This is a genomic window from Mesorhizobium sp. C120A (assembly GCF_030323105.1).
Taxonomy (GTDB): domain Bacteria; phylum Pseudomonadota; class Alphaproteobacteria; order Rhizobiales; family Rhizobiaceae; genus Mesorhizobium.
The window spans coordinates 1,388,252-1,408,452 of the sequence record NZ_CP100476.1 but is presented as its reverse complement, the minus strand read 5'-3'; the positions used below and the strand labels follow the sequence as shown (position 1 = coordinate 1,408,452).

Here is a 20,201-nt window from a genome sequence, read left to right as displayed (position 1 = left end):
GAGAGAGAGATGGTCAGGCGAGCCAATGAAACGAATTTGTTGTTTTCCGGTTCCGACTGGAATTTCGAGAAATTATCGCGGGCTTTTCAAGAGATCGAGGCGATCGCGGTCGACGAGTTGCATCTCGATACTTACCCGGTCCAGATGGAGATAATCTCCTCCCAGCAGATGCTCGACGCCTACTCATCTATCGGCATGCCACTGATGTATCGGCATTGGTCGTTCGGCAAACATTTCCTTCACCAGGAGCTTCTTTACCGTAAGGGTGGTCGGGGGCTGGCCTATGAACTGGTCATCAACTCCAATCCCTGCATCGTCTACCTCATGGAGGAAAACACCATGGCGTTGCAGGCACTTGTGACGGCCCACGCGGCGCTTGGCCACAATCATTTCTTCAAGAACAATCATCTGTTTCAGCAATGGACCGACGCCGGGGCAATCCTGGGTTATCTGGACTTCGCCAAGGCCTACATCGCCCGGTGCGAGGAGCGGCACGGCCTTGCAGCAGTGGAGGCCATTCTTGATTCCGCCCATGCGCTGATGGAACAAGGGGTGTTCCGCTACCACCGGCCGCCAAAGCTCTCGTCGGAGCGACAGCGCGAAGGACTTCGCGAGCGCCTCGAATACGAAGAGCGCTCCTACAACGATCTGTGGCGCACGCTGCCGCCGTCGCAGAACAAAAACAAGTCCGGCAATGAGGATCAAGGGATGGCGGAGCGCAAGAGATCGCTCAACCTGCCCGAGGAAAACCTCCTGTATTTCCTCGAGAAGAACAGCCTGATCCTGGAACCCTGGCAGCGCGAGATCATCAGGATCGTCCGCGTCATCGCGCAATATTTCTACCCGCAGCGACAGACTCAAGTGATGAATGAAGGCTGCGCCACCTTCGTGCATTATACGCTCATGAACATGCTATTCGATCGTGGCCGGATCGGCGAAGGTGCCATGCTCGAAATCCTGCGCAACCATTCGAACGTGATCTTCCAGCCGGCCTTTGACGATCCCCGGTTTTCAGGCATCAATCCCTATGCCCTCGGCCTCGACATGATGCAGGACATACAGCGCATTTCGACCGAGCCGACGGCGGAGGACCGCGACTGGTTCCCGGACATTGCAGGACATGGCAACTGGCGCGAGGTCCTGCTTGAGGCCTGGGCCAACCACCGCGACGAATCCTTTATCCGCCAGTACCTCAGCCCGAGCTTGATCCGAAAATGGCGGTTCTTCGTGCTTGGCGATGGAGCCGACCAACCGCATTTCGAAGTCGCCTCGATCCACAACGAACGTGGCTATCACAAGATACGGGCCGAGCTAGCCCACGGTTACGACCTTGGAGCGAATCGGCCGGACATCCAGGTGATTGATGTCGACCTGCTCGGCGACCGGCAGTTGCGACTGCAACACAGGGTAAAGGATGGTGTTGTGCTCGAAGGGGCCAGCCGTGACGCGACGCTGCGCCATGTCCGCAGCCTCTGGGGCTACGAGGTCAGCCTGGTCGCAGTTGACGCTCAAACCGGTGCGACCATCCACGAACGGTCTACGAGCCAGATCGCGGCATAAGCTCGGCAAAGAGCGTCATGTGGCGGGCCTGCTCGGTACCTTTAAGATTCGCCCGCCGGCCTGATCCTGATTCTGGCGATCCGGTTCTTGTCGCGCTTCATCACCACGAAGCGCTTGCCGTGGAAGGTGAAAGCCTGCTTTTCCTCGGGGATCGACTGCGTCTCGTGGATGACCAGGCCGGCAATGGTGGTCGCTTCCTCGTCAGGCAGGTTCCAGTCGAGCGCCCGGTTGAGATCGCGGATCGGCACGGTGCCGTCGACGACCACGGAACCGTCCGCCTCCTGCTTCACGCCCTGAATGTCTACATCGTGCTCGTCGGCGATCTCGCCAACGATCTCCTCGATAATGTCCTCCAGCGTCACCAGCCCTTCGACCTCGCCATATTCGTCGACGACGATAGCGAAATGCGCCTTGGCGCGCAGGAAGGCGTTGAGCTGTTCCTGCAGCGTCGTGGTGTCGGGCACGAACCAAGGCTTCGAAGCGATCTTCATCACGTCGATCCGGGAAAAGTCGTTGCCGACCTCGTTCAGCGCTCGCAGCAGGTCCTTGGCGTGCAGCACGCCGACAATGTTGTCGAGAGAGCCTTTCCACAACGGCATGCGGGTGTGCGGGCTTTGCAGGATCTCGCGCACCACCGCTTCCGGCCCATTGTCGGCATTGACCGAGCGCATATTGGTGCGGTGGACCATGATGTCGGAGACTTCGAGCTCGGCGAGATCGAACAGCCCGCCGACGCGGTCGCGGTCCTCACGCACCATCTGGCCGTCGCGGCGGAAATCGTCGACCGCGCCGCGCAACTCGTCCTGTGTCGAGCGCTGCGGCTCGATGCGCGACAGCTCATAGCCGAACATGGCAAGCAGGCGCGTGCGCACGGCCAGGACCAGCAGGATGAGGATGGCAAGGACGGCGACGACGGTCCAGCCGGGCTCGTTGATCATCGCTGCCGGCTTTCCTGGCCCGGGTGGTTCTCCCTGAGGAACGAAAGCACTTCCGACGCCGGTACATCCTTGGCAATAAAAGCCTGGCCAACGCCGCGCGTCAGGATGAATGTCAGCGCGCCGCGCGACACTTTCTTGTCCTGGGTGATGAAGCCAAGCAGCGCCTCGGCATCGGGCAACTCACCAGGGATGTCGGCCATCCGCCAGGGTAGACCGACGGCGCGAAGATGCGCCTCGACCCGCGCCGCGTCGTCCGGGCTGGCCAGATTGAGCCTTGCGGAAAAGCGGTGCGCCAGCGCCATGCCGATGGCGACGCCTTCGCCATGGACGAGGCGGGCGCCGTCATACTGTGTGGCGCCTTCCAGCGCATGGCCGAACGTGTGGCCAAGATTGAGCAGTGCGCGGTCGCCGGTTTCGAACTCGTCGCGGGCGACGACATCGGCCTTGGCGCGGCACGCCTCGGCGATGGCCTCGGCCCGCTCCGGTCCGCCAGCGAACACCTTTTCCCAGTTCGCTTCCAGCCAGGCGAAAAACGCCGGTCGGTCGATCAACCCGTATTTGGCAAGCTCGGCATAGCCGGCGCGAAATTCGCGGATCGGCAGCGTGTCGAGCACTTCGGTATCGGCCAGCACCAGTTTCGGCTGGTGGAAGACACCGACCAGATTCTTGCCGCGCGGACTGTTGATGCCGGTTTTGCCACCGACCGAGGAATCGACCTGCGCCAGCAGCGAGGTTGGAATCTGGACGAAATTCATGCCGCGGCGCACGATGCCGGCGGCAAAGCCGGTGAGGTCGCCGATGACGCCACCGCCGAGCGCAATGACGACATCGCCGCGCTCCAGCTTGGCGGCGAGCACGCCGTCGACCACCTCTTCGAGATGGGCAAAGCTCTTGGTCTTTTCGCCGGCCGGCAAAGTGATGACGGCAGGCTGGATGCCGCGTGTTTCCAGACCGGCCTTCAGCGCGTCGAGATGTGCCGCCGCGACATTGTCGTCGGTGACCACCGCCGCCCTCGTGCCGGGCAGGCGGCGCGAAATCTCGGCGCCGGCGCGCGCCAAAAGGCCGGGGCCGATCAGGATGTCATAGGCGCGCTCGCCAAGGCCGACCTCGACAGTGACCGGTTCGCTCACAGCCGCACCTCGCCCGGCGCAGTCGGAGCCGGAATGCCGAAATGCCCACACAGCGCGTCGACAACCTCCGTCGCAATGACCTCCTTGCGGTCGTCGCGTGTCGGCACGGTGATGTTGGACGTGGCATAGACCGGGTAGCGCTCGCCCATCAGTCGCTCGAGCACGGCGCGCGGATCGGCGCTTTTGAGCAACGGCCGGTTCTGCTTCTTGGACACGCGCTCCATCAACAGGTCGATCTCGGCCTTCAGCCACACCGACACGCCATGCCCGGCGATCGCTTCCCGCGTCTGCGCATTCATGAACGCGCCGCCGCCGGTCGACAGCACCTGCGGCCCACTCTCCAGCACGCGCAGGATGACGCGCTGCTCCAATGCCCGGAATTCGGTCTCGCCATAGCGTTCGAACAGTTCCGGCACCGTCATGCGCGACACGGTTTCGATCTCCTGGTCGCTGTCGACGAAGGGCAGCGACAGCATCGTCGCCACCTTGCGGCCGATCGCCGTCTTGCCGGCGCCCATCAGGCCGACAAAGACGATCGAGCGGCTGCCCAGCCTGTCGAGCAGCGCGGCATGGCTATCGCCGGGAGGATTTGCTGGTAACGCGTTCATGAGACCATGCTGTTTCTAAGCCGTCTTTGCCGGCGTATCGACATCAAAAGCCCGTTTGCGTCAAGCATAGCGCCTTTCGCACGCAGAGCCCTTCGTCCTTGAATTGACGGAATTAGCGTCCCATAAGGACACAGGGCTTGGAATCGCAGAGCAAGAAGACGGGCGAAGATTGATGCCGACACTGTTCCGCTTTGTCGTGACGATGATGATTCTTGCCGGCATTGCCTATGGTACGATGGTGGCGTTGGCGATGTTCGTCGAGCCGAAAAAAGCCGAAATCACCGTGCGCATCCCACCGGAAAAGCTGAACCCCAAGAAAAACTGACCCAAAACTGACCCCTGGAACATGAACAGCGCGGCTCGCATCGAAGCCTTTCTCGAGATGATGAGCGCCGAACGCGGTGCCGCTGCAAACACGCTGTCTTCCTACCGCCGTGATCTCGAAGACGCTTCGCAGCAGATTGCCGGCGGGCTTGCCGCTGCCGCCGCAGCCGACATCCGCGCCTATCTCGACGATATCGCGGCGCGCGGCTTTGCGTCGACGTCGCAGGCGCGCAAACTGTCGGCGATCCGCCAGTTCTTCAAGTTTCTCTACGCCGAGGGCTTGCGCGGCGACGACCCGACCGGCACGCTGGACAGTCCGAAAAAGGGCCGGCCGCTGCCCAAGACGATGAGCGAGGCCGATACCGGTCGGCTGCTCGACCGTGCGGCGCTTGAGACAGGCGATGGCGTCAATGGCGACCGGGTGGCGGCACTGCGCCTGCACGCTTTGGTCGAGGTGCTCTATGCCACCGGCCTGCGCGTCTCCGAACTTGTCGGCCTGCCGGTGACCGTCGCGCAGCGCGACGACCGCTTCTTCATGGTGCGCGGCAAGGGCGACAAGGAGCGCATGGTGCCGCTGTCGGCCAAGGCCCGCATGGCGATGCGGGCATGGCTCACGGCCCGGGCGTCGGTGCCGGCTTTCGCCGACAGCCCGTTTCTGTTCCCGGCCGCCGGCGACAGCGGCTTTCTCTCCCGGCAGGTCTTTGCCCGCGACCTCAAAGGCCTTGCCGCGCGGGCCGGCATATCGGCGGCCAAAATTTCGCCGCATGTGCTGCGCCATGCTTTTGCCAGCCATCTCCTGCAGAACGGCGCTGATCTCAGGGCGGTGCAGCAGCTGCTCGGCCACGCCGATATCTCGACCACGCAGATTTACACGCATGTGCTGGAAGAGCGGTTGGTGCGGCTGGTCAACGATCATCATCCGCTTGCCGACTAGGCCTCATATCGCTATGTGAGGGCAACGTGCCCGCGCGGAGCCTACATCTGCGCGATGTTTGCCTTCCGACGCATCGGTCCGCTCAAGAATGTACAATTACCTCGATTTCGAAAAGCCGGTGCAGGACCTTGAACTCAAGATCCTCGAGCTGAAGAAGCTTGCCGAGAATGGCGAGGCGGTCGACGTCGGCGACGAAATCAGCCGGCTCGAGAAGCGCGTGCGCGACGCGCTGCGCGACATCTACAAGGCGCTGACGCCGTGGCAGAAGGTGCAGGTCGCGCGCCACACCGACAGGCCGCATTGCCTCGACTACATCAAGGGTCTGTTCAGCGATTTCACGCCGCTCGCCGGCGACCGCAATTTCGGCGAGGACCAGGCGATCATCGGCGGCTTCGCCCGCTTCCGCGGCGAACCGGTGGCCGTCATCGGCCAGGAAAAGGGCTCCGACACGGCGAGCCGGCTCAAGCACAATTTCGGCTCGGTGCGCCCTGAAGGCTACCGCAAGGCCGTGCGGCTGATGGAACTTGCCGACCGTTTCCAGATCCCACTTCTGACGCTGGTCGACACCGCCGGCGCTTACCCCGGCGTTGGCGCCGAGGAACGCGGCCAGGCTGAAGCCATCGCCCGCTCAACCTCGGCCTGCCTCGGCCTCAAAGTGCCATCGATTTCGGTTGTAATCGGCGAAGGCGGTTCGGGCGGCGCCATTGCGATCGCCACCGCCAACCGCGTCTACATGCTGGAACACGCCATCTATTCGGTGATCTCGCCGGAAGGCGCTGCCTCGATCCTGTGGCGCGACACCACGCGCTCGAAAGATGCGGCGACCAACATGAAGATCACCGCCCAGGACCTTCTGGAAATGAAGATCATCGACGCCATCATTGCCGAGCCGCTCGGCGGCGCCCAGCGCGCGCCCGAAACGGTGATCGCCGCCACCGGCGATCTCATCGCCAAGACGATGAAGGATTTTGCCGGCGCCAACACTGATTTTCGCGAACAGCGCCGCGAAAAATATCTGGCGATGGGCCGCAGCCTCTGATTTTGGCCGGCAGCGCACCGCAATGTGGCGTCAAGGAGCAATTTCGCCACAAAAATGCCGCCGCATTCGGCTCAATAAAAAATCCGTGACACCGGGCGAATTGCCGTGGGGGGCGCCGTCCGACGCTTGCGGTAAGGAATTTTCAAGGTTAACGGGCTTAGGGTCCGTCAGTGTTCAGCATGCAGGCCCGGGCGCTATCCGGCCGTGCCGCGAGAAAAAGACATAGCCGTATCCATGTTTACCAAGCTTGCCCGCACTGGACTCCTGATCGCCGCGCTTGGCGTTGCCGGCTGCAACGATTCCTCGATGAAGAATTTTGCGCCGGAAGCCAGCAAGCCGCTGCCGGACAAGATCCTGGCCGACATGAAAGCCAAGGGCATGATCCGCACCTCGTCGGTGATGGCTCGCATCTTCAAGGAAGAAGGCAAGCTCGAAATCTGGAAGGCCAAGACCACCGGCCGCTACGAGATGGTCGCCAGCTACGACATCTGCAAATGGTCGGGCAAGCTCGGCCCAAAATACACCGAGGGCGACCGCCAGGCGCCGGAAGGTTTCTATACGGTCCGCCCGTCGCAGATGAATCCGCGCTCGAACTATCATCTGTCCTTCAACATCGGCTATCCCAACGCCTATGACCGTGCCAATGGCCGCACCGGCGCCAATCTGATGGTGCATGGCGCCTGCTCGTCGTCGGGCTGTTATTCGATGACCGACCCGCAGATCGAGCAGATCTACGCTTTTGGTCGCGATGCCTTCCAGGGCGGCCAGACCGAGTTCCAGATCCAGGCCTTTCCATTCCGCATGACCGCCGCCAACATGGCGCGCTACCGCAACGACCCGAACTATGAGTTCTGGAAGATGCTGAAGGTCGGTTACGACAATTTCGAGATCACCAAGGTGCCGCCGAAAGTCGATGTCTGCGACAAGCGCTATGTCTTCAACCAGGTGGCGCCCGAGGGCACGACATTCGATCCGACCGGCGCCTGCCCGGCGACCACGCAGCCGGATTCGCTGAAGAGCGCACTCAACGCCTATCAAAGCAGCTATGACGCGGCCTTCACCGGCGCGGTCAAAGCCAGCGTGCCGGCGCCCAAGCCGACCATTGCCGGCATCAAGGAAGCCGCCATCGTTTCCGAATGGTCGAAGCGCCGCGCCCGGGGCGAGCGCGTGCCGATCGAACCGCCGTCGCTGAATTCCGACGGCACGCTGACCGAGACGGCGCGCATGGGCCGCATCGATTCGCCCGCCGGCCGCAAGATGGCGGCGCTGGACGCAGAGAAGGAAGCCAAGCGCAAGGCCGAGGAACAGCGGGTTGCTGCCATCGAGGCTGCGAAAGCCGCCAAGGCCCAGGCACTGGCTGAAAAGCAAGCCGCAAAGGCCCAAGCGCTGGCCGAAAAGGAAGCAGCCAAGCAGGCCCCCAGCAGCCGGTCGCCACTGCGAGCGTCGAGGCGGCGCCTGCAGAACCGCCGGCGGACGAAAGCCGGATGTCGAAGATCAAGAACAAGCTGCTAGGCATGTTCGGCGGCTGAGGTTTTTCGCCTTGCCGATGCATGTCGCCCAAAAGTGCGCAGCGGTTTTGGGACAAAGACATGCATGAAGACAAACAAACAAATCACACCGCGATCTATGACCTCAAGGGCCTGAACTGCCCCCTGCCCGTTCTCAAGGCGAAAAAACGCCTGGCGGCAATGCAGCCGGGCAGCCGGCTTTGGCTGGAGACCACCGACCCGCTGGCGGTCATCGACATCCCCGCCTTTTGCGCCGACGCTGGCCACCAGCTTGTTGAAACATCAGCCGTCAGCGGCGGCCACCGCTTCCTGGTCGAACGCGGCGCATAGCGAGCCTGAGAATCAGCCCCCGGCTATCGCCAGCGGATTGCTCTCCAGCGCCGCGCGATCCGGCGTGTCGATCGACGGCCGGTTGGTGAAGGCGGAAAACAGCCGGCGCACATAATCTTCCGGCATATCGAGCGTGATCAGCACCAGCCTGGTGCCGCGTTGGCCGTCCGGCCAGGCCAGCAGCCGCGCCGGCGGATGCAGGATCTTCTGCACCCCGTGGACGACAAGCGGCCGCGACGGGTCCTCCGCAAGCTCGATGACGCCCTTCATCCGCAAAAGCTTGTCGCCATGCGCAGAACGCAGCAGGTCGAGGAACATCTCGATCGCCGAAAACGGCACCGGGCCGTCATGGACCAGCGAGTAGGAGCGCACGCGGGAATCGTGGCAGTGGTGGTGCTCATGTTCGCCGTGATCATGATGATGGTGGTGCTCATGGGCGGCTTCTTCGCCGAGCCAGCGCCGGACATCGGCGGATTTGGTCGCCGGATTGTAGAGGCCGCAATCGAACAGCGCCGTGACGCCGGTTCGGCCGTCGCCGGCCTCCAGCACCACGGCGCCTGGATTGAGCTGATGGAGTCGCGTTCGCAAAGCATCGACGTCGCCGGGATCGCTGGCCAGATCGACCTTGGTCAGCACGATGCGATCGGCGACCGCCACCTGCTTGACCGCCTCGACATGGCCGTCGAGCGTCGCATTGCCGTTGACCGCGTCGACCAGCGTGATGACGCCATCAAGTCGGAAGGCCTGCACAAGGGCGGGATGCGCCATGATCGACTGCAGCACCGGCGCCGGATCGGCGAGCCCGGTGGTTTCGACGACGACGCGGGCAAGGCGGGCGATACGGCCGGTCTGCAGCCGGTCGACGAGGTCAGCCAGCGTATCGACCAGTTCGCCGCGCACCGTGCAGCACAGACAGCCGTCGGACAACTGGATGATGCCGTCCGAGGCCTGCTCGACCAGCAGGTGGTCGATCGCCACCTCACCGAATTCGTTGATGATGACGGCCGTGTCGACCAGTGCCGGATCTTTGAGCAGCCGGTTGAGCAATGTCGTCTTGCCGGCGCCGAGGAAGCCGGTGACCACCGTGACGGGTATCGGAAAGCCAGCCATCGCCTAGTTCGCGGCTTTGACCAGCTGGTCGCCCTGCACCGCGGTTGCCTGGCCCACCACGGCCGGTTCGGCGCCCTTTGGCGCCGGAATGTCTGGCCGCCAGCTCGGCAGCGGCACATCGGCGTATTCCTGGCCGCCCTGGTCGAGCATCGCCTTCGGCGCCGGCCCGGTGGCGCCGCCGAGGCCGACTGCAACCAGCGTCGGCACGTGGTCGAGCTTTTCCTGATAGGGCGATTTCGGCACGTCGGCGCCCTTCGCGGCCACCGGCGGAGCCGCCTCGGACTGCTCGTGCGGCGCCTTCTTCCTGCAGATCTCATCATGCATGTCGTTGGGTGACATGGTATCGCCATAGGAAGGCATGGCCGCGACCGTGAGCCAGTTCGGGTCGGGCATGGCAAAGCCCTGGTCAAGCAGCCTGGCGGCGGTCTCGGCACGGCTGATCGCCGATTTTTCGCCGAGCACGACCGCGACCAGCGTGCGGCCATTGCGTGTCGCCGAGCCGATCATGTTGAAGCCCGAGGGACAGACGAACCCGGTTTTCATGCCGTCGGCGCCGGGATAGCGCCCGATCAAGAGATTGTAGTTGGAGATCGCCTTCTTGCCGACGGCAAGGCCTTCGATCGAGAACCAGGGGGCGTATTGCGGGAATTCCTTGCGGATCGCCACCACCAGCAGGGCAAGATCGCGCGCCGTCGTGTACTGCTCCGGCGAAAACAGGCCGTTCGGATTGACGAAATGCGTTCCGGTCATGCCAAGCCGCGCCGCCTCCGCATTCATGCGAACGGCGAATCCGGCCTGCGAGCCGCCTATGTTTTCGCCGATGGCCATGGCGATATCGTTGGCCGATTTGACCAGCATCATCTTCAACGCATTGTCGAGCCGCATCACCGAGCCCGGCTTGAAGCCCATCTTGCTCGGCGGTTCGCCCGCCGAATGCTTGGTCACCTTGATCGGTGAATCGAGCTGGACCTCGCCGGCGGCAATCGCCCGGAAGGTGACATAGGCGGTCATCAGCTTGCTCAGCGAAGCGGGATACCAGCGCTTGAAGGCGTCCTGGTGCTGCAGAACCTTGCCGCTGTTGAGGTCGAACAGGATCACCGGATTGGCCAAAGCTGGCCCAGCCAGCATGGGTAGCGCCAAGCCGCCCGTTAGCAGTAATTTGAGGATATGGCTGTGCCGCATCATGGAATCCGAAATCGCCTCTTGCCGTAGTCGCCCCTGGCTCCGTAAGATTTCGTTACGCGATGGCCAGCATGACCTGATCCGGCCCTCAATTTCCGGATCACATTGTCTGGGGTGCTATTTACCCTATGTGACGCCAAGATGGCAAAGTGCCAAGATGGCAACAAGCATGGCAATCACAATTGCAATCAAGCAGGCCAGATCGTCTGCTCCAACAGCGAGATGGAACCATTATGCCGATTCTCAACCGCGCCGCCGAGATGCAGGATGAAGTTGCCGGCTGGCGACGCCATCTGCACCAGACGCCAGAACTGAATTTCGATGTCTTCAAGACCGCCGCCTTCGTCACCGAGAAGCTGAAGGAATTCGGCTGCGACGACGTGGTGACGGGCCTCGGCAAGACCGGCGTCGTCGGCATCATCCATGGCCGCAAGGGGCAAGGCGCGACCATCGGCTTGCGCGCCGACATGGACGCGCTGCCGATCAACGAGATCACCGGCAAGCCCTATGCCTCGACCATTCCCGGCAAAATGCATGCCTGCGGCCATGACGGCCATACGGCGATGCTTTTGGGCGCCGCCAAATATCTGACCGAAACGCGCAATTTCGCCGGCTCGGTCGCGGTCATCTTCCAGCCGGCGGAAGAGGGCGGCGGCGGCGGCAACGAGATGGTCAAGGACGGCATGATGGAGCGTTTCGATATTTCGCGCGTCTTTGGCATGCACAACATGCCGGGCCTGCCGGTGGGCCAGTTCGCCATCCGGCCGGGCCCGATCATGGCGGCGACCGCCGAGTTCACCATCACCGTGAAGGGCCGCGGCGGCCATGCGGCGATGCCGCACGGCACGATCGACCCGATCGTCATCACCAGCCAGTTGGTCGGCGCCCTTCAGACGGTCGCTTCGCGCAGCACCGATCCGGTCGAGGCGGTGGTGGTTTCGGTGACGAAGTTCCACGCCGGCGACGCCTACAACGTCATTCCCGAGACCGCCGAGATTGCCGGCACGGTGCGCACACTGAAGAAAGAGATCGCCAAGAAGTCGGAAGAGCGCATCCGCACCATCTGCGAAGGAATAGCCACCGCCTTCGGCGCGACGATCACTGTCGACTATGACGCCAACTATCCCGTGACCTTCAATCATCCGGAAGAAACGGTCTTTGCCGGCGATGTCGCGGCACATGTCGCCGGCGACACCCAGGTCCACCGCGCCATCCAGCCGGTGATGGGCGGCGAAGACTTCTCCTACATGCTGGAAGCCCGACCTGGCGCCTTCATCTTCATCGGCAATGGCGAGACCGCCGGCCTCCATCATCCGGCCTACGACTTCAACGACGAAGTCATACCGCACGGCATGAGCTACTGGGTGAAACTGGCCGAAACGGCGCTGGCAGCCTGACCTGCCCCGACGAAAGGCCGGCCGATTAGCCTTCGGCCGGCCTCTTCATTGCCTTCGGCGAGCCTCTTGGCGAAACGATCGGAAGCGGCTATGTGTCGGGCCGCGTGGTCCCGTAGCTCAGTAGGATAGAGCGGCAGATTCCTAATCTGTAGGTCACAGGTTCGATTCCTGTCGGGATCACCAGCAAGATCAAAGGCTTGGTGACTGAGATAGCCTGTCGGCATGTTGCAGCACTGATGGACTGGTTTTCGGTGATTTTCACGGACGCGACCAAGCAAGCAGCCTGACTTTAGTTCCATAGAAAAAGTCCATCCCTGAGGTCTCAGGAGCGAGCTTTAAGCATCTACAGCCGCGAAGAGAATCGACCTCTTGCAAGTACAATTCCAGATCGAGCGATGGTTCCCAGTCGATCCGTTACGGTCTGAGTTCGGCGCCGCCAACTCAACGAAGCCGGCCGTATCCTAGCTGGCAACCAGGGGCACCGTGACGGTCGTGGCGTAATTTATCGGATACTGGTCGAAATACGGGAAAGCGATGACGAAGGCATAGCTGGCGGTCAGATGCGCCATCTTGAAACCGCCGCTGGCAGGGTCAGTCGCGATCGTCACAATGACGTTCTTCAGACCCAGGTTCACCAATTTCTGCGTGGCGATAGCCTGGATGTCGCTCTGCGAAAGCGTGTTGTTCAGCTGCAGCGCCCGGGAAGAGGTTTCCAGTGTATAGCGGACGGTCGACACGGCATTCATGGCCCAGCCGAAGGCGAAGATTCCGAACAAAAGCATCACCAGGAAAGGCGCGATCAAGGCGAATTCCAGCCCGGCTGCGCCGGAGCAGTCACGGCGCCACCTGGATCCGATCCTTTCAGCGGACACGGATAACCTGCTGATGACTGATCGCGCGCGGGTCCGGGAAGACACCGAAGTTAAACGGGGGCACCCAGGTGCCCGTCGCCGTTATCTGGACGAAGATTTTCTTTCCGCCGCAGATGGTGGTCTCATCCACGACCGTGGCGCCGCACAAATAGGAGCGGACCAGCACGACCGCGGCGTCCTCGGGCTTGTCGTTCCAGCTCGAAAGCGCGACCGCCTGCGTCCCGGTGTCATTGGACGCGCCGGCCATCACGAGATTGGCCGCGGTTTTGACGCCCGCGCGCATCTGCAGGTAACTCGTCACGTAGGACCAGCCATCGGCGATGCCGAGGCAGACCAAGCACAGGACGGGCAGCAACATGGCAAACTCCACGGCGGCTATCCCGGATTTGTCCCGGACAATGCGCAAGGTCCGCCCACCCATCCCGCTACTCGACAAGCTGAACGGACAGTGCCGCCGGAATGTCGTCCATCCCGAGGCCTTTGCAGTTCTGCTTTATCGTCGTACTGCCTGACCACTGGATGGTGTCGGCGACGACCTGAGTGCAGCCACCGTTCCCCGAGAAGTTGCCAAGGTAGTTGACCTGCTGCCTGGGAAAATAGATGGCGCCGGTCAAAAGCGAGTCCGCTGTGCCGTTGAAGGTGCTCTGTGCCGCAGTCCCGGTCCTGTCGCCGTAGAACAGCACGCCGGAATAGGCTCCGGAGGTAGGCGCGCTCAGCGTCACCTTGGCGTTGCCGTTCATGCTGACGGTGTTGCTGCCTGCCATGAAGATGGTTACCCCGCTGCCGGCGACGACCGCGTTGGCGTTGACCTTCATACCGCCCTGCACGACGTAGACGCCGGGCTGCAGGGTGACGTTGCCGCTGAGGCTCATGCCGCTACAGTAGGTGCCAGGCTGGAGTGTTTGCGACGTCTTGTTGCCGTTGACATTCTTGCAAGGGTTGCCGGCTGTCGGCGTCGCCAAGCCGGAGAAAGGATCGGCTGCCGGCAAGGCTCGGGTGATGTTGGACTTGCAGACTGTGGTCGCTGGATTGTTCAGCACCATGCCGCCGACCGTGATCAGGCAGTCGGCCTTGAGCACCGCCGAGCCCTGCGTCTTTATGGCGTCCGAGGCAATCGAGTCCGACATGACCGAACAGCCGGTGAGGTTGACGGTGGTGTTACCGGAAAAGAGCGCAGCCTGGGAGGCCGACGGACTGAGCGCCAGCACGCAAGCTTTGGAGGCGTCATTGATCAGCGCCACCGCCCTTGCCTGTTCGGCAACGGGCGCCTGGTTGAAAATCGCCGTGAAGTAGCGGTCGAGGTTCTGCTTGACGATGACCTCCACTGCCTTCTTCGCGGTGTTCGGGCCGGACAATGGCGGCGTGTTGACCTGGATCGTGCCCGGCGTGGCAAAATTGTTCGAGGTCGCGGACTGCGTGGCGGCGGCGATGATGGTCGGGTTATCGGAACCCGCGACCTTCTCGAGCGCGCCGGCATAGGCCGCGGCATCGGCAACGGCCTGCAGCTTAAGGCTGCTGTAATACCAGAAGGATGTCTCCACACCGAGGCCGGCGCCGCCAACCACGACCGGCAAGGTGAAGGCAACGATGACGGCAACGTTACCGTTCGTGGCGCGCCTTAGGCGGCTCAAAGCAAACCAAATCCGGGTGAACGCGTTGGATGCCATATGTATTAGAAACCACGAATAGATAAACGAATGTCTAAAAACTCCATTCCGATTCGACGTAGTCGAACGGGCTAGTCTAGGCGCAAGTTGCAGCGACCGCGCAACATCCTGTCGGAGGTTCCGCCCCAATCGACGAATGCGAAATATGCCGCTATCCCGAACTTTGTTGTCGACCAAGTGACATTTAAATGCCCCCTCTGCGAAGAAGCTATCGAGAAGACAGGGGACACCGCGCTGCCCGGTAAGGGGAAAGATCGGCTCACGCCGCCTCAGGAACTTTGTGCAATCCGTCCGGGGCTGGCTCTGAGGGCCACACACGCCCGAAACCAACCACTCCAGCCACGATCAGTCCGTGAGGCGCCCACGAAACAACGTGGTGCCGTCGGTCAGCTGCGACCTGGAGATATCCCGGAACCCAGCCCCGGCCATCCACCCGCGATACTGACCTTCCGTGTACGATTCGCCTGCGCGGTAAAGGTTCAGGAAGGTGAGATTGAGAAAGACACCCTCAGGCGGGCCGAGACGGTCGTCATCGACGACACCCCACCCCGCAATTGCGATCTCGCCTCCTTGGGTGAGGCAACGCGCCGCGTTCAGGATCGAACTGCGCGCCTGGTCCGGCGGCAGGACCTGGACGACAGCCTTCAGGATTGCCAAGTCATGCCGGCCGGTCGATGGAGCGACCGTTATGTCGCCTTCTTCGACAACCACATCGCCGGCACCGTATTCCGACAGGATCGCTGGTGCGACCGCTGCGACCGTCGGGAGTTCCATCAAAGTCGCCGCAATATGCGGCCATCGCTCGCGAAGTCCGACCAGAATGGTCCCGGCGCCGCCGCCGATGTCGATCACCGAACGGACCGCCGAGAGGTCCAGCTCACGGGCCAGATTCCGGCCGAAAATCACCCCTCCCGGTGCGAGCATGCGGCTGAAGGCCGCTGCGGATTCTGGCCCCGCTTCAGAAAAGTCATGCAGCGCGGCCGGCCGGTTCTGCCGCAGCGACTCTGCGGTCAAAAGGTCGGCTCCCCAGAGTTCGCGCAGCAGCACATGATCGCCGCCGCGATAGGTCGGCTTGGACGCGTCGAGAAACTTCGACGCTTCGGCTCCGTTGCGAAACTGACCATCCTTGACGTCGAGGAGACCGATGCTGGCGAGCGCGTAGAGGAGCCGCGACAGACGAGCGGGCTCGACTTTGAGCGCTGCCCCAAGGCTGTCGGCAGTCGCAGCATCGCCGCCGAGCCGGGTGAAGATGCCAAGGTCCAGCCCGGCACGAAGCGCCAAGGCAGGGGGCACCCCTGCGATCAGCTTGTCGATCCGATCGGAATCCACCATGTCATATCCCGTTGTGCGATCCAGGATCGACTTTGAACAGCTCGGCCAACCTCGTCAAATCAGTTCACCAGCGCGCCGCTCCCCGCGTCGAGCAGGTTCAGCTTGCGGTATCGGGTTCGACGTAAAGCGTATCTCCGGGGCCGGCGCTGATCCCACCAGCGCCCGCGACCGTTGTGCGCCGGCCCGGCATGCCTTGGAAGTCCGGCTGTGATGATGGCTGGCCGCGCCTTCGAACGCTACGCAGGCAAGGCCAGCAGCGCCAGTCCGGCCAGCGCCGAGCCGGCCAATGTCGGCAGCATGCCGATCCTCAGTTTCAGCATGGCGACCATAGCGGCTGCCGCCAGCAGCGCGGCACGCCAATCCAGCGATGACAGCACCGGCACCTCCATGCCCAGGCCAACGCGGTGCACCGCGCCGAAGACGACATGAAGTGCGAACCACAGCGCAAGGTTCATCACCACGCCGACGACAGCCGCTGTGATCGCACTCAGCGCCGCCGACAGTGCCTTGTTGTCGCGCAGCGCCTCGATGTAGGGGGCACCGAGAAAGATCCAGAAGAAGCACGGCACGAACGTCACCCAGAGCGTCAGCAATGCGCCGAGCGATCCGGCCACAAGCGGTCCCATCGCACCGGCGTGACGATAGGCGGCGACGAAGCCGACGAATTGCAGCACCAGGATCAATGGTCCCGGCGTCGTCTCGGCCAGGCCAAGCCCATCGACCATTTCACCCGGCGCCAGCCAGCCGAACGACGTCACCGCTGCCTGCGCGACATAGGAGAGTGCGGCGTAGGCGCCGCCGAATGTGACCACCGCCATCAGGCTGAAGAAGCCGCCAAGCTGTGCCCAAACACTGGCAGGGCCGGTCAGCGCCAGGATCAGTACGACCGGCCCGAGCCAGATCGGCAGCCAGATCGCGATGGTGCGCGGCGCGTGCCATTTCGTCGGCTTGGTGTGAGCGAGTTCGCCGCGTTCGAACATGACGTCGACGGCGCCCCTGACATCGGGCAAATTGTCCTTGCCGCGTGCGGCTCCGGAAAAACTCGCCGGTGCCAAGCGGTTGCCGATCCAGCCGGTCAGCCCTGCAACCAGGATGATCAGCGGAAACGGCAGCCTGATGACATAAATGGCAAGGAACGCGGCCACCGCGATCGCCATCATCACCCGGTTCTTGACCGCCCGTTTGCCGATGCGGAGGACCGCCTCGACGACGACGGCCAGCACCGCCGCCTTGATGCCGAAAAACAGCGCCTCGATGACGGGCGCATCATTGTAAAGCACGTAGAAGATGCTGAGGCCCAGCATGACAAACGCACCGGGCAGCACGAACAGGATGCCGGCAACGAGGCCGCCGGCGGTCCGGTGCAGCAGCCAGCCGATATAGATGGCGAGCTGCTGTGCCTCGGGGCCTGGCAGAAGCATGCAGTAGTTGAGCGCATGCAGGAACCGCTGCTCGCCGATCCAGCGGCGATCCTCGACCAATTCCTTGTGCATCAGCGCGATCTGTCCGGCCGGCCCGCCGAAGGAGAGCAGGCCGATCCTTGCCCACAGTTTCGCGGCTTGGCGGAAGGTCGGGACGATCGGAGCCTCGGTAGCCTGTGCATCGTCGTCCGCGGCGAGGGCCCTCATGGCGCTTTGCCCGCGCTGGGCCAATTGTGGGTTTCGTCAGTGGCATCGCGGCACCATCTGAAGAACGCATCGTAGAGCAGCATGCCGGCATCAAGCTGTTCGAGATCGTCGCGGAACTTGCGCGACAGCCCGAGCGATGCAGCGAGGAACCCGGCCGCCTGCGGTACGAGATCTAGGCGCGCCGTATCGGCTGCACGCACGATCAGCGCAAGGCGATCGAGCGCTTCGGACCGCAACCCGAACTCTTCGATCATCGTGTCGAAGGTGCAGCGCTCGCCGCGATGGCTCCAGAACACGTCGTCGATGTCGAAGGCAACCGCCCCAAACCGATCGGCGGCCGCCAGCACTTCAGACGGCTCGACAAACAGGAACACCGCCGAGGGATCGACGAAGCGGCGGATCAGCCAGGGACAGGCAATGCGGTCGACCTTGGGGCGGGCACGCGTCACCCAGACCGTGCGGCCCTTGTCGTCGCGGGGCGGTATCTTGTCGGCCTCGACCAGAAGTCCCTTGGCCGCCTGCCACGCCTCGAAGCCGCCTTCAAGAGATTCGGCAGCAATGCCCTCATGGCGCAGCCATGCGGCAACGCCTTGCGAGAGCTTCAGCCCCTTCTGGCAGATGACGACAGCATGAGCCCCCGTGAACTCGGCCGCCCAGCTCGAAACAGACTTGAAGTCGCGCCGGCACGAGGCCGGAAGCAGCCGCGGATCGACGTCGTAGTCTTCGTCGATGCGGACATCGACAAGAACAGGCGCGTCGGACAGACCGACAAGGCGGGAAAGCTGCGCTACGGTGATTGCGGTTGTTGACGGCATGGCGTCCACCTCCAGAGTGAGAGTTTGGACGCGATCATTGGGCCGACGCCTCACGGGGTCGTCGCGAAGGAACCCCTTGCCACAATGCTGGATTGATCCTTCGTATTTGTCAAGGAAAGAGCGGCGCCGGGGGACCGCGCCTACTGCGCCGTCCAGCCGCCATCCATCGGCAAGGTGGTGCCGGTGATCTGTCTGGCTGCGTCAGAGCACAGGAACAGAGTCAGCGCGGCGAGCTCCTCGACGGTGACGAATTGCTTCGTCGGCTGCGCTGCCAGCAGCACGTCGTGCTTGACCTGTTCCTCGGTCATGCCGCGCGCCTTCATCGTGTCGGGGATCTGTTTTTCGACCAGTGGCGTCCAGACATAGCCGGGCGCGATGGCGTTGACGGTGATGCCGTCCTGCGCGACTTCCAGCGCTACCGTCTTGGTCAGACCCGCTATGCCGTGCTTGGCCGAGACGTAAGCCGACTTGAACGGCGAGGCGACCAGTGCATGCGCCGACGCGGTGTTTATGATGCGGCCCCATTTGCGCGCCTTCATGCCGGGCACCACGGCCTTGATCGCGTAAAAGGCGGCAAGCAGATTGATGCGGATGATGGCTTCCCACTTGTCGTCGGGAAACTCCTCGATTGGCGCGACATGCTGTATCCCGGCATTGTTGACCAGAATGTCGAGGCTGCCCAAGGCCTGCTCGGCTTCGCGCAGCATGGCGGTCACCGCTGCGCCGTCCATCATGTTGGCGCCGGAGTAGCGGCACTGGACGCCGAAATCCTTCTCGATGCCGGCGCGCTCCTGTTCGATCGCCGCGGCTTCGCCAAGGCCGTTGATCGTGACGTTGGCGCCCTCGGCGGCAAGGGCGCGGGCAATGGCCAGGCCAATGCCGCTGGTCGATCCGGTGACGAGCGCATTCTTCGAAGAAAGGGAACCCATGGAGATCTCGCGACTGTTAGGAGGACTACAAAGGCACATAGTTTGTGCGCCGCAACATGACAATGCCATAACCATATGTCGGCGCCATCACAGCCCTAAAACGCGCTTTGCCGGCCTCGCCGAGCGCCGCCTCAAGGCTGACACGGCAGTGTTATGGTGCGGCGCAACATAGTCGGCCGCGCATTCGCGCAGTCATTCCTGAACCATCATCCAACGAATCAGGGGGGCTGTAGCTTGAAATCGCCGATGTCGTGATGCGTGCCTATGCCATGCCGCTCACCAACCGTCCTTTCCGCCCGGCCCGTATCGCTTCTTCGACGCGACGCCCTGAGCTATCCTGCAATCTCCAGCAGGGCCGATACCAGCAAGTGGCGTTCGTCGGCGGACAGCACGTCGGAATCGAAGAGGTTCATGCTGCGCAGCCCTTCGATGGCCAGAAAGCAGACCAGCAGCGTCTTCAGGTCCGGCGTCTCGCTCTTCAGCCGCTGCAGCAGCTGCGACTTGAAGGCTTTTATCGGCGTCAGGAAATCCGGATCCTCGGCGATCGCCGAGAATATCCACGAAGCCGTCGGCTTCGGCTCCTCGCAATCATCCGCCGAGAGCCGGATATAGGTGGCGAGCAGGCTCTCGCCGCTGGCGCCGGCGACACGGCCCGATTCCAGCGCCAGCTCGAACGCGCGCAGGTAATTCTCCACCAGGCCCTGCATCAGTTTGGCCTTGGTCGGAAAGTTATATAACAGGCCGCCTTTCGACACGCCGGCGCGGCTGGCGACGGCGTCAAGCGACAGGCTGCCGGGACCGGTCTCGCGTGCGACATCGGCGGCGGCGGCGAGTATCTTGTCGCGCGAATTTGCCCTTTGGGTCTTCATCGATCCCTTCCCCCACACCAGCCTAGGCG

At 62.8% G+C, this 20,201-nt stretch carries 19 protein-coding genes, 1 tRNA gene and 1 pseudogene; 8 read left to right on the top strand and 13 right to left on the bottom strand.

Annotation, left to right across the window (positions count from 1 at the left end; all coding sequences use genetic code 11):
- The first annotated feature begins 9 nt into the window (after positions 1-9).
- Positions 10-1,560 (top strand): SpoVR family protein, encoded by a 1,551-nt coding sequence (locus NL532_RS06960; protein ID WP_023828395.1) that lies wholly within the window; start codon positions 10-12, stop codon positions 1,558-1,560.
- Positions 1,561-1,601: 41 nt separating this feature from the next.
- Here the strand turns inward: NL532_RS06960 and NL532_RS06955 are convergent, their stop codons facing one another.
- Genes NL532_RS06955 through NL532_RS06945 form a run of 3 tightly spaced genes read right to left on the bottom strand, consistent with a single transcriptional unit; the run spans position 1,602 to position 4,236 of the window.
- Positions 1,602-2,498: an HlyC/CorC family transporter gene (locus NL532_RS06955; RefSeq protein WP_023670669.1), complete on the bottom strand. Its 897-nt coding sequence runs from the start codon at positions 2,496-2,498 to the stop codon at positions 1,602-1,604.
- Positions 2,495-3,628 carry a 3-dehydroquinate synthase gene (gene aroB, locus NL532_RS06950; protein ID WP_023742904.1) on the bottom strand — a complete coding sequence of 378 codons (1,134 nt, stop codon included), beginning with the start codon at positions 3,626-3,628 and terminating at the stop codon, positions 2,495-2,497. Before aroB ends, NL532_RS06955 begins: the two co-directional genes overlap by 4 nt.
- Positions 3,625-4,236: a shikimate kinase gene (locus NL532_RS06945; protein WP_023670667.1), complete on the bottom strand. Its 612-nt coding sequence runs from the start codon at positions 4,234-4,236 to the stop codon at positions 3,625-3,627. The genes aroB and NL532_RS06945 overlap by 4 nt, the downstream gene beginning before the upstream one ends.
- A gap of 172 nt (positions 4,237-4,408) precedes the next feature.
- Here NL532_RS06945 and NL532_RS06940 point away from each other — a divergent pair, with 172 nt between their 5' ends.
- The 5 genes and pseudogenes from NL532_RS06940 (at position 4,409) to NL532_RS06920 (ending at position 8,371) form a co-directional block, all read left to right on the top strand.
- Positions 4,409-4,561, top strand: a complete 153-nt coding sequence (locus tag NL532_RS06940; protein WP_023670666.1) for a hypothetical protein — start codon at positions 4,409-4,411, stop codon at positions 4,559-4,561.
- Between the two features lie 21 nt (positions 4,562-4,582).
- Entirely contained in the window at positions 4,583-5,494 is a 912-nt protein-coding gene (locus tag NL532_RS06935) for a site-specific tyrosine recombinase XerD (RefSeq protein WP_286439652.1), read from the top strand.
- Between the two features lie 88 nt (positions 5,495-5,582).
- Positions 5,583-6,533 carry an acetyl-CoA carboxylase carboxyltransferase subunit alpha gene (locus NL532_RS06930; RefSeq protein ID WP_023685389.1) on the top strand — a complete coding sequence of 317 codons (951 nt, stop codon included), beginning with the start codon at positions 5,583-5,585 and terminating at the stop codon, positions 6,531-6,533.
- 234 nt (positions 6,534-6,767) lie between these two features.
- Positions 6,768-8,062 (top strand): annotated as a pseudogene (locus tag NL532_RS06925) (L,D-transpeptidase family protein).
- Between the two features lie 60 nt (positions 8,063-8,122).
- On the top strand, positions 8,123-8,371 hold the full coding sequence (locus tag NL532_RS06920) for a sulfurtransferase TusA family protein (RefSeq protein ID WP_027050749.1): 249 nt from the start codon (positions 8,123-8,125) through the stop codon (positions 8,369-8,371).
- Positions 8,372-8,383: 12 nt separating this feature from the next.
- On the opposite strand, the gene NL532_RS06915 is transcribed toward NL532_RS06920, so the two are convergent.
- Entirely contained in the window at positions 8,384-9,481 is a 1,098-nt protein-coding gene (locus NL532_RS06915) for a CobW family GTP-binding protein (RefSeq protein WP_023815674.1), read from the bottom strand.
- 3 nt (positions 9,482-9,484) lie between these two features.
- On the bottom strand, positions 9,485-10,663 hold the full coding sequence (locus tag NL532_RS06910) for a D-alanyl-D-alanine carboxypeptidase family protein (RefSeq protein WP_023828394.1): 1,179 nt from the start codon (positions 10,661-10,663) through the stop codon (positions 9,485-9,487).
- 233 nt (positions 10,664-10,896) lie between these two features.
- Here NL532_RS06910 and NL532_RS06905 point away from each other — a divergent pair, with 233 nt between their 5' ends.
- Both NL532_RS06905 and NL532_RS06900 read left to right on the top strand, forming a co-directional pair.
- Complete coding sequence (locus NL532_RS06905; RefSeq protein WP_023699100.1) at positions 10,897-12,060, top strand: M20 aminoacylase family protein; 1,164 nt, start codon at positions 10,897-10,899, stop codon at positions 12,058-12,060.
- 106 nt (positions 12,061-12,166) lie between these two features.
- Positions 12,167-12,243, top strand: a tRNA-Arg gene (locus NL532_RS06900).
- A gap of 278 nt (positions 12,244-12,521) precedes the next feature.
- Here NL532_RS06900 and NL532_RS06895 read toward each other — a convergent pair.
- The 8 genes from NL532_RS06895 to NL532_RS06860 all read right to left on the bottom strand — a co-directional run bounded on the left by NL532_RS06895 (position 12,522) and on the right by NL532_RS06860 (position 20,172).
- Positions 12,522-12,932, bottom strand: coding sequence for a TadE/TadG family type IV pilus assembly protein (locus NL532_RS06895; RefSeq protein WP_023708223.1), 411 nt, complete (start codon positions 12,930-12,932; stop codon positions 12,522-12,524).
- On the bottom strand, positions 12,922-13,353 hold the full coding sequence (locus tag NL532_RS06890; RefSeq protein WP_023690708.1) for a TadE/TadG family type IV pilus assembly protein: 432 nt from the start codon (positions 13,351-13,353) through the stop codon (positions 12,922-12,924). Before NL532_RS06890 ends, NL532_RS06895 begins: the two co-directional genes overlap by 11 nt.
- 4 nt (positions 13,354-13,357) lie before the next feature.
- A complete protein-coding gene (locus tag NL532_RS06885; protein ID WP_348524259.1) occupies positions 13,358-14,563 on the bottom strand; it encodes a pilus assembly protein TadG-related protein in 1,206 nt (401 codons plus the stop codon).
- 381 nt (positions 14,564-14,944) lie between these two features.
- Positions 14,945-15,931 carry a methyltransferase gene (locus NL532_RS06880; RefSeq protein WP_023751680.1) on the bottom strand — a complete coding sequence of 329 codons (987 nt, stop codon included), beginning with the start codon at positions 15,929-15,931 and terminating at the stop codon, positions 14,945-14,947.
- A 236-nt stretch (positions 15,932-16,167) separates the two neighbouring features.
- A complete protein-coding gene (gene chrA / locus NL532_RS06875) occupies positions 16,168-17,559 on the bottom strand; it encodes a chromate efflux transporter (protein ID WP_023828392.1) in 1,392 nt (463 codons plus the stop codon).
- Positions 17,556-18,374: a chromate resistance protein ChrB domain-containing protein gene (locus NL532_RS06870; RefSeq protein ID WP_023828391.1), complete on the bottom strand. Its 819-nt coding sequence runs from the start codon at positions 18,372-18,374 to the stop codon at positions 17,556-17,558. Before NL532_RS06870 ends, chrA begins: the two co-directional genes overlap by 4 nt.
- Positions 18,375-18,514: 140 nt before the next feature.
- Complete coding sequence (locus tag NL532_RS06865; RefSeq protein WP_023828390.1) at positions 18,515-19,303, bottom strand: 3-hydroxybutyrate dehydrogenase; 789 nt, start codon at positions 19,301-19,303, stop codon at positions 18,515-18,517.
- Positions 19,304-19,635: 332 nt separating this feature from the next.
- On the bottom strand, positions 19,636-20,172 hold the full coding sequence (locus tag NL532_RS06860) for a TetR/AcrR family transcriptional regulator (RefSeq protein WP_023670057.1): 537 nt from the start codon (positions 20,170-20,172) through the stop codon (positions 19,636-19,638).
- Positions 20,173-20,201: the final 29 nt, after the last annotated feature.

Excerpts from the sequence above, each read along its gene's own strand:
- NL532_RS06960 (WP_023828395.1), top strand. The coding sequence starts at position 10 with ATGGTCAGGCGAGCCAATGAAACGAATTTGTTGTTTTCCGGTTCCGAC.
- NL532_RS06955 (WP_023670669.1), bottom strand. The coding sequence starts at position 2,498 with ATGATCAACGAGCCCGGCTGGACCGTCGTCGCCGTCCTTGCCATCCTC.
- NL532_RS06945 (WP_023670667.1), bottom strand. The coding sequence starts at position 4,236 with ATGAACGCGTTACCAGCAAATCCTCCCGGCGATAGCCATGCCGCGCTG.
- NL532_RS06940 (WP_023670666.1), top strand. The coding sequence starts at position 4,409 with ATGCCGACACTGTTCCGCTTTGTCGTGACGATGATGATTCTTGCCGGC.
- NL532_RS06935 (WP_286439652.1), top strand. The coding sequence starts at position 4,583 with ATGAACAGCGCGGCTCGCATCGAAGCCTTTCTCGAGATGATGAGCGCC.
- NL532_RS06930 (WP_023685389.1), top strand. The coding sequence starts at position 5,583 with ATGTACAATTACCTCGATTTCGAAAAGCCGGTGCAGGACCTTGAACTC.
- NL532_RS06920 (WP_027050749.1), top strand. The coding sequence starts at position 8,123 with ATGCATGAAGACAAACAAACAAATCACACCGCGATCTATGACCTCAAG.
- NL532_RS06915 (WP_023815674.1), bottom strand. The coding sequence starts at position 9,481 with ATGGCTGGCTTTCCGATACCCGTCACGGTGGTCACCGGCTTCCTCGGC.
- NL532_RS06910 (WP_023828394.1), bottom strand. The coding sequence starts at position 10,663 with ATGCGGCACAGCCATATCCTCAAATTACTGCTAACGGGCGGCTTGGCG.
- NL532_RS06905 (WP_023699100.1), top strand. The coding sequence starts at position 10,897 with ATGCCGATTCTCAACCGCGCCGCCGAGATGCAGGATGAAGTTGCCGGC.
- NL532_RS06890 (WP_023690708.1), bottom strand. The coding sequence starts at position 13,353 with ATGGGTGGGCGGACCTTGCGCATTGTCCGGGACAAATCCGGGATAGCC.
- NL532_RS06880 (WP_023751680.1), bottom strand. The coding sequence starts at position 15,931 with ATGGTGGATTCCGATCGGATCGACAAGCTGATCGCAGGGGTGCCCCCT.
- chrA (WP_023828392.1), bottom strand. The coding sequence starts at position 17,559 with ATGAGGGCCCTCGCCGCGGACGACGATGCACAGGCTACCGAGGCTCCG.
- NL532_RS06870 (WP_023828391.1), bottom strand. The coding sequence starts at position 18,374 with ATGCCGTCAACAACCGCAATCACCGTAGCGCAGCTTTCCCGCCTTGTC.
- NL532_RS06865 (WP_023828390.1), bottom strand. The coding sequence starts at position 19,303 with ATGGGTTCCCTTTCTTCGAAGAATGCGCTCGTCACCGGATCGACCAGC.
- NL532_RS06860 (WP_023670057.1), bottom strand. The coding sequence starts at position 20,172 with ATGAAGACCCAAAGGGCAAATTCGCGCGACAAGATACTCGCCGCCGCC.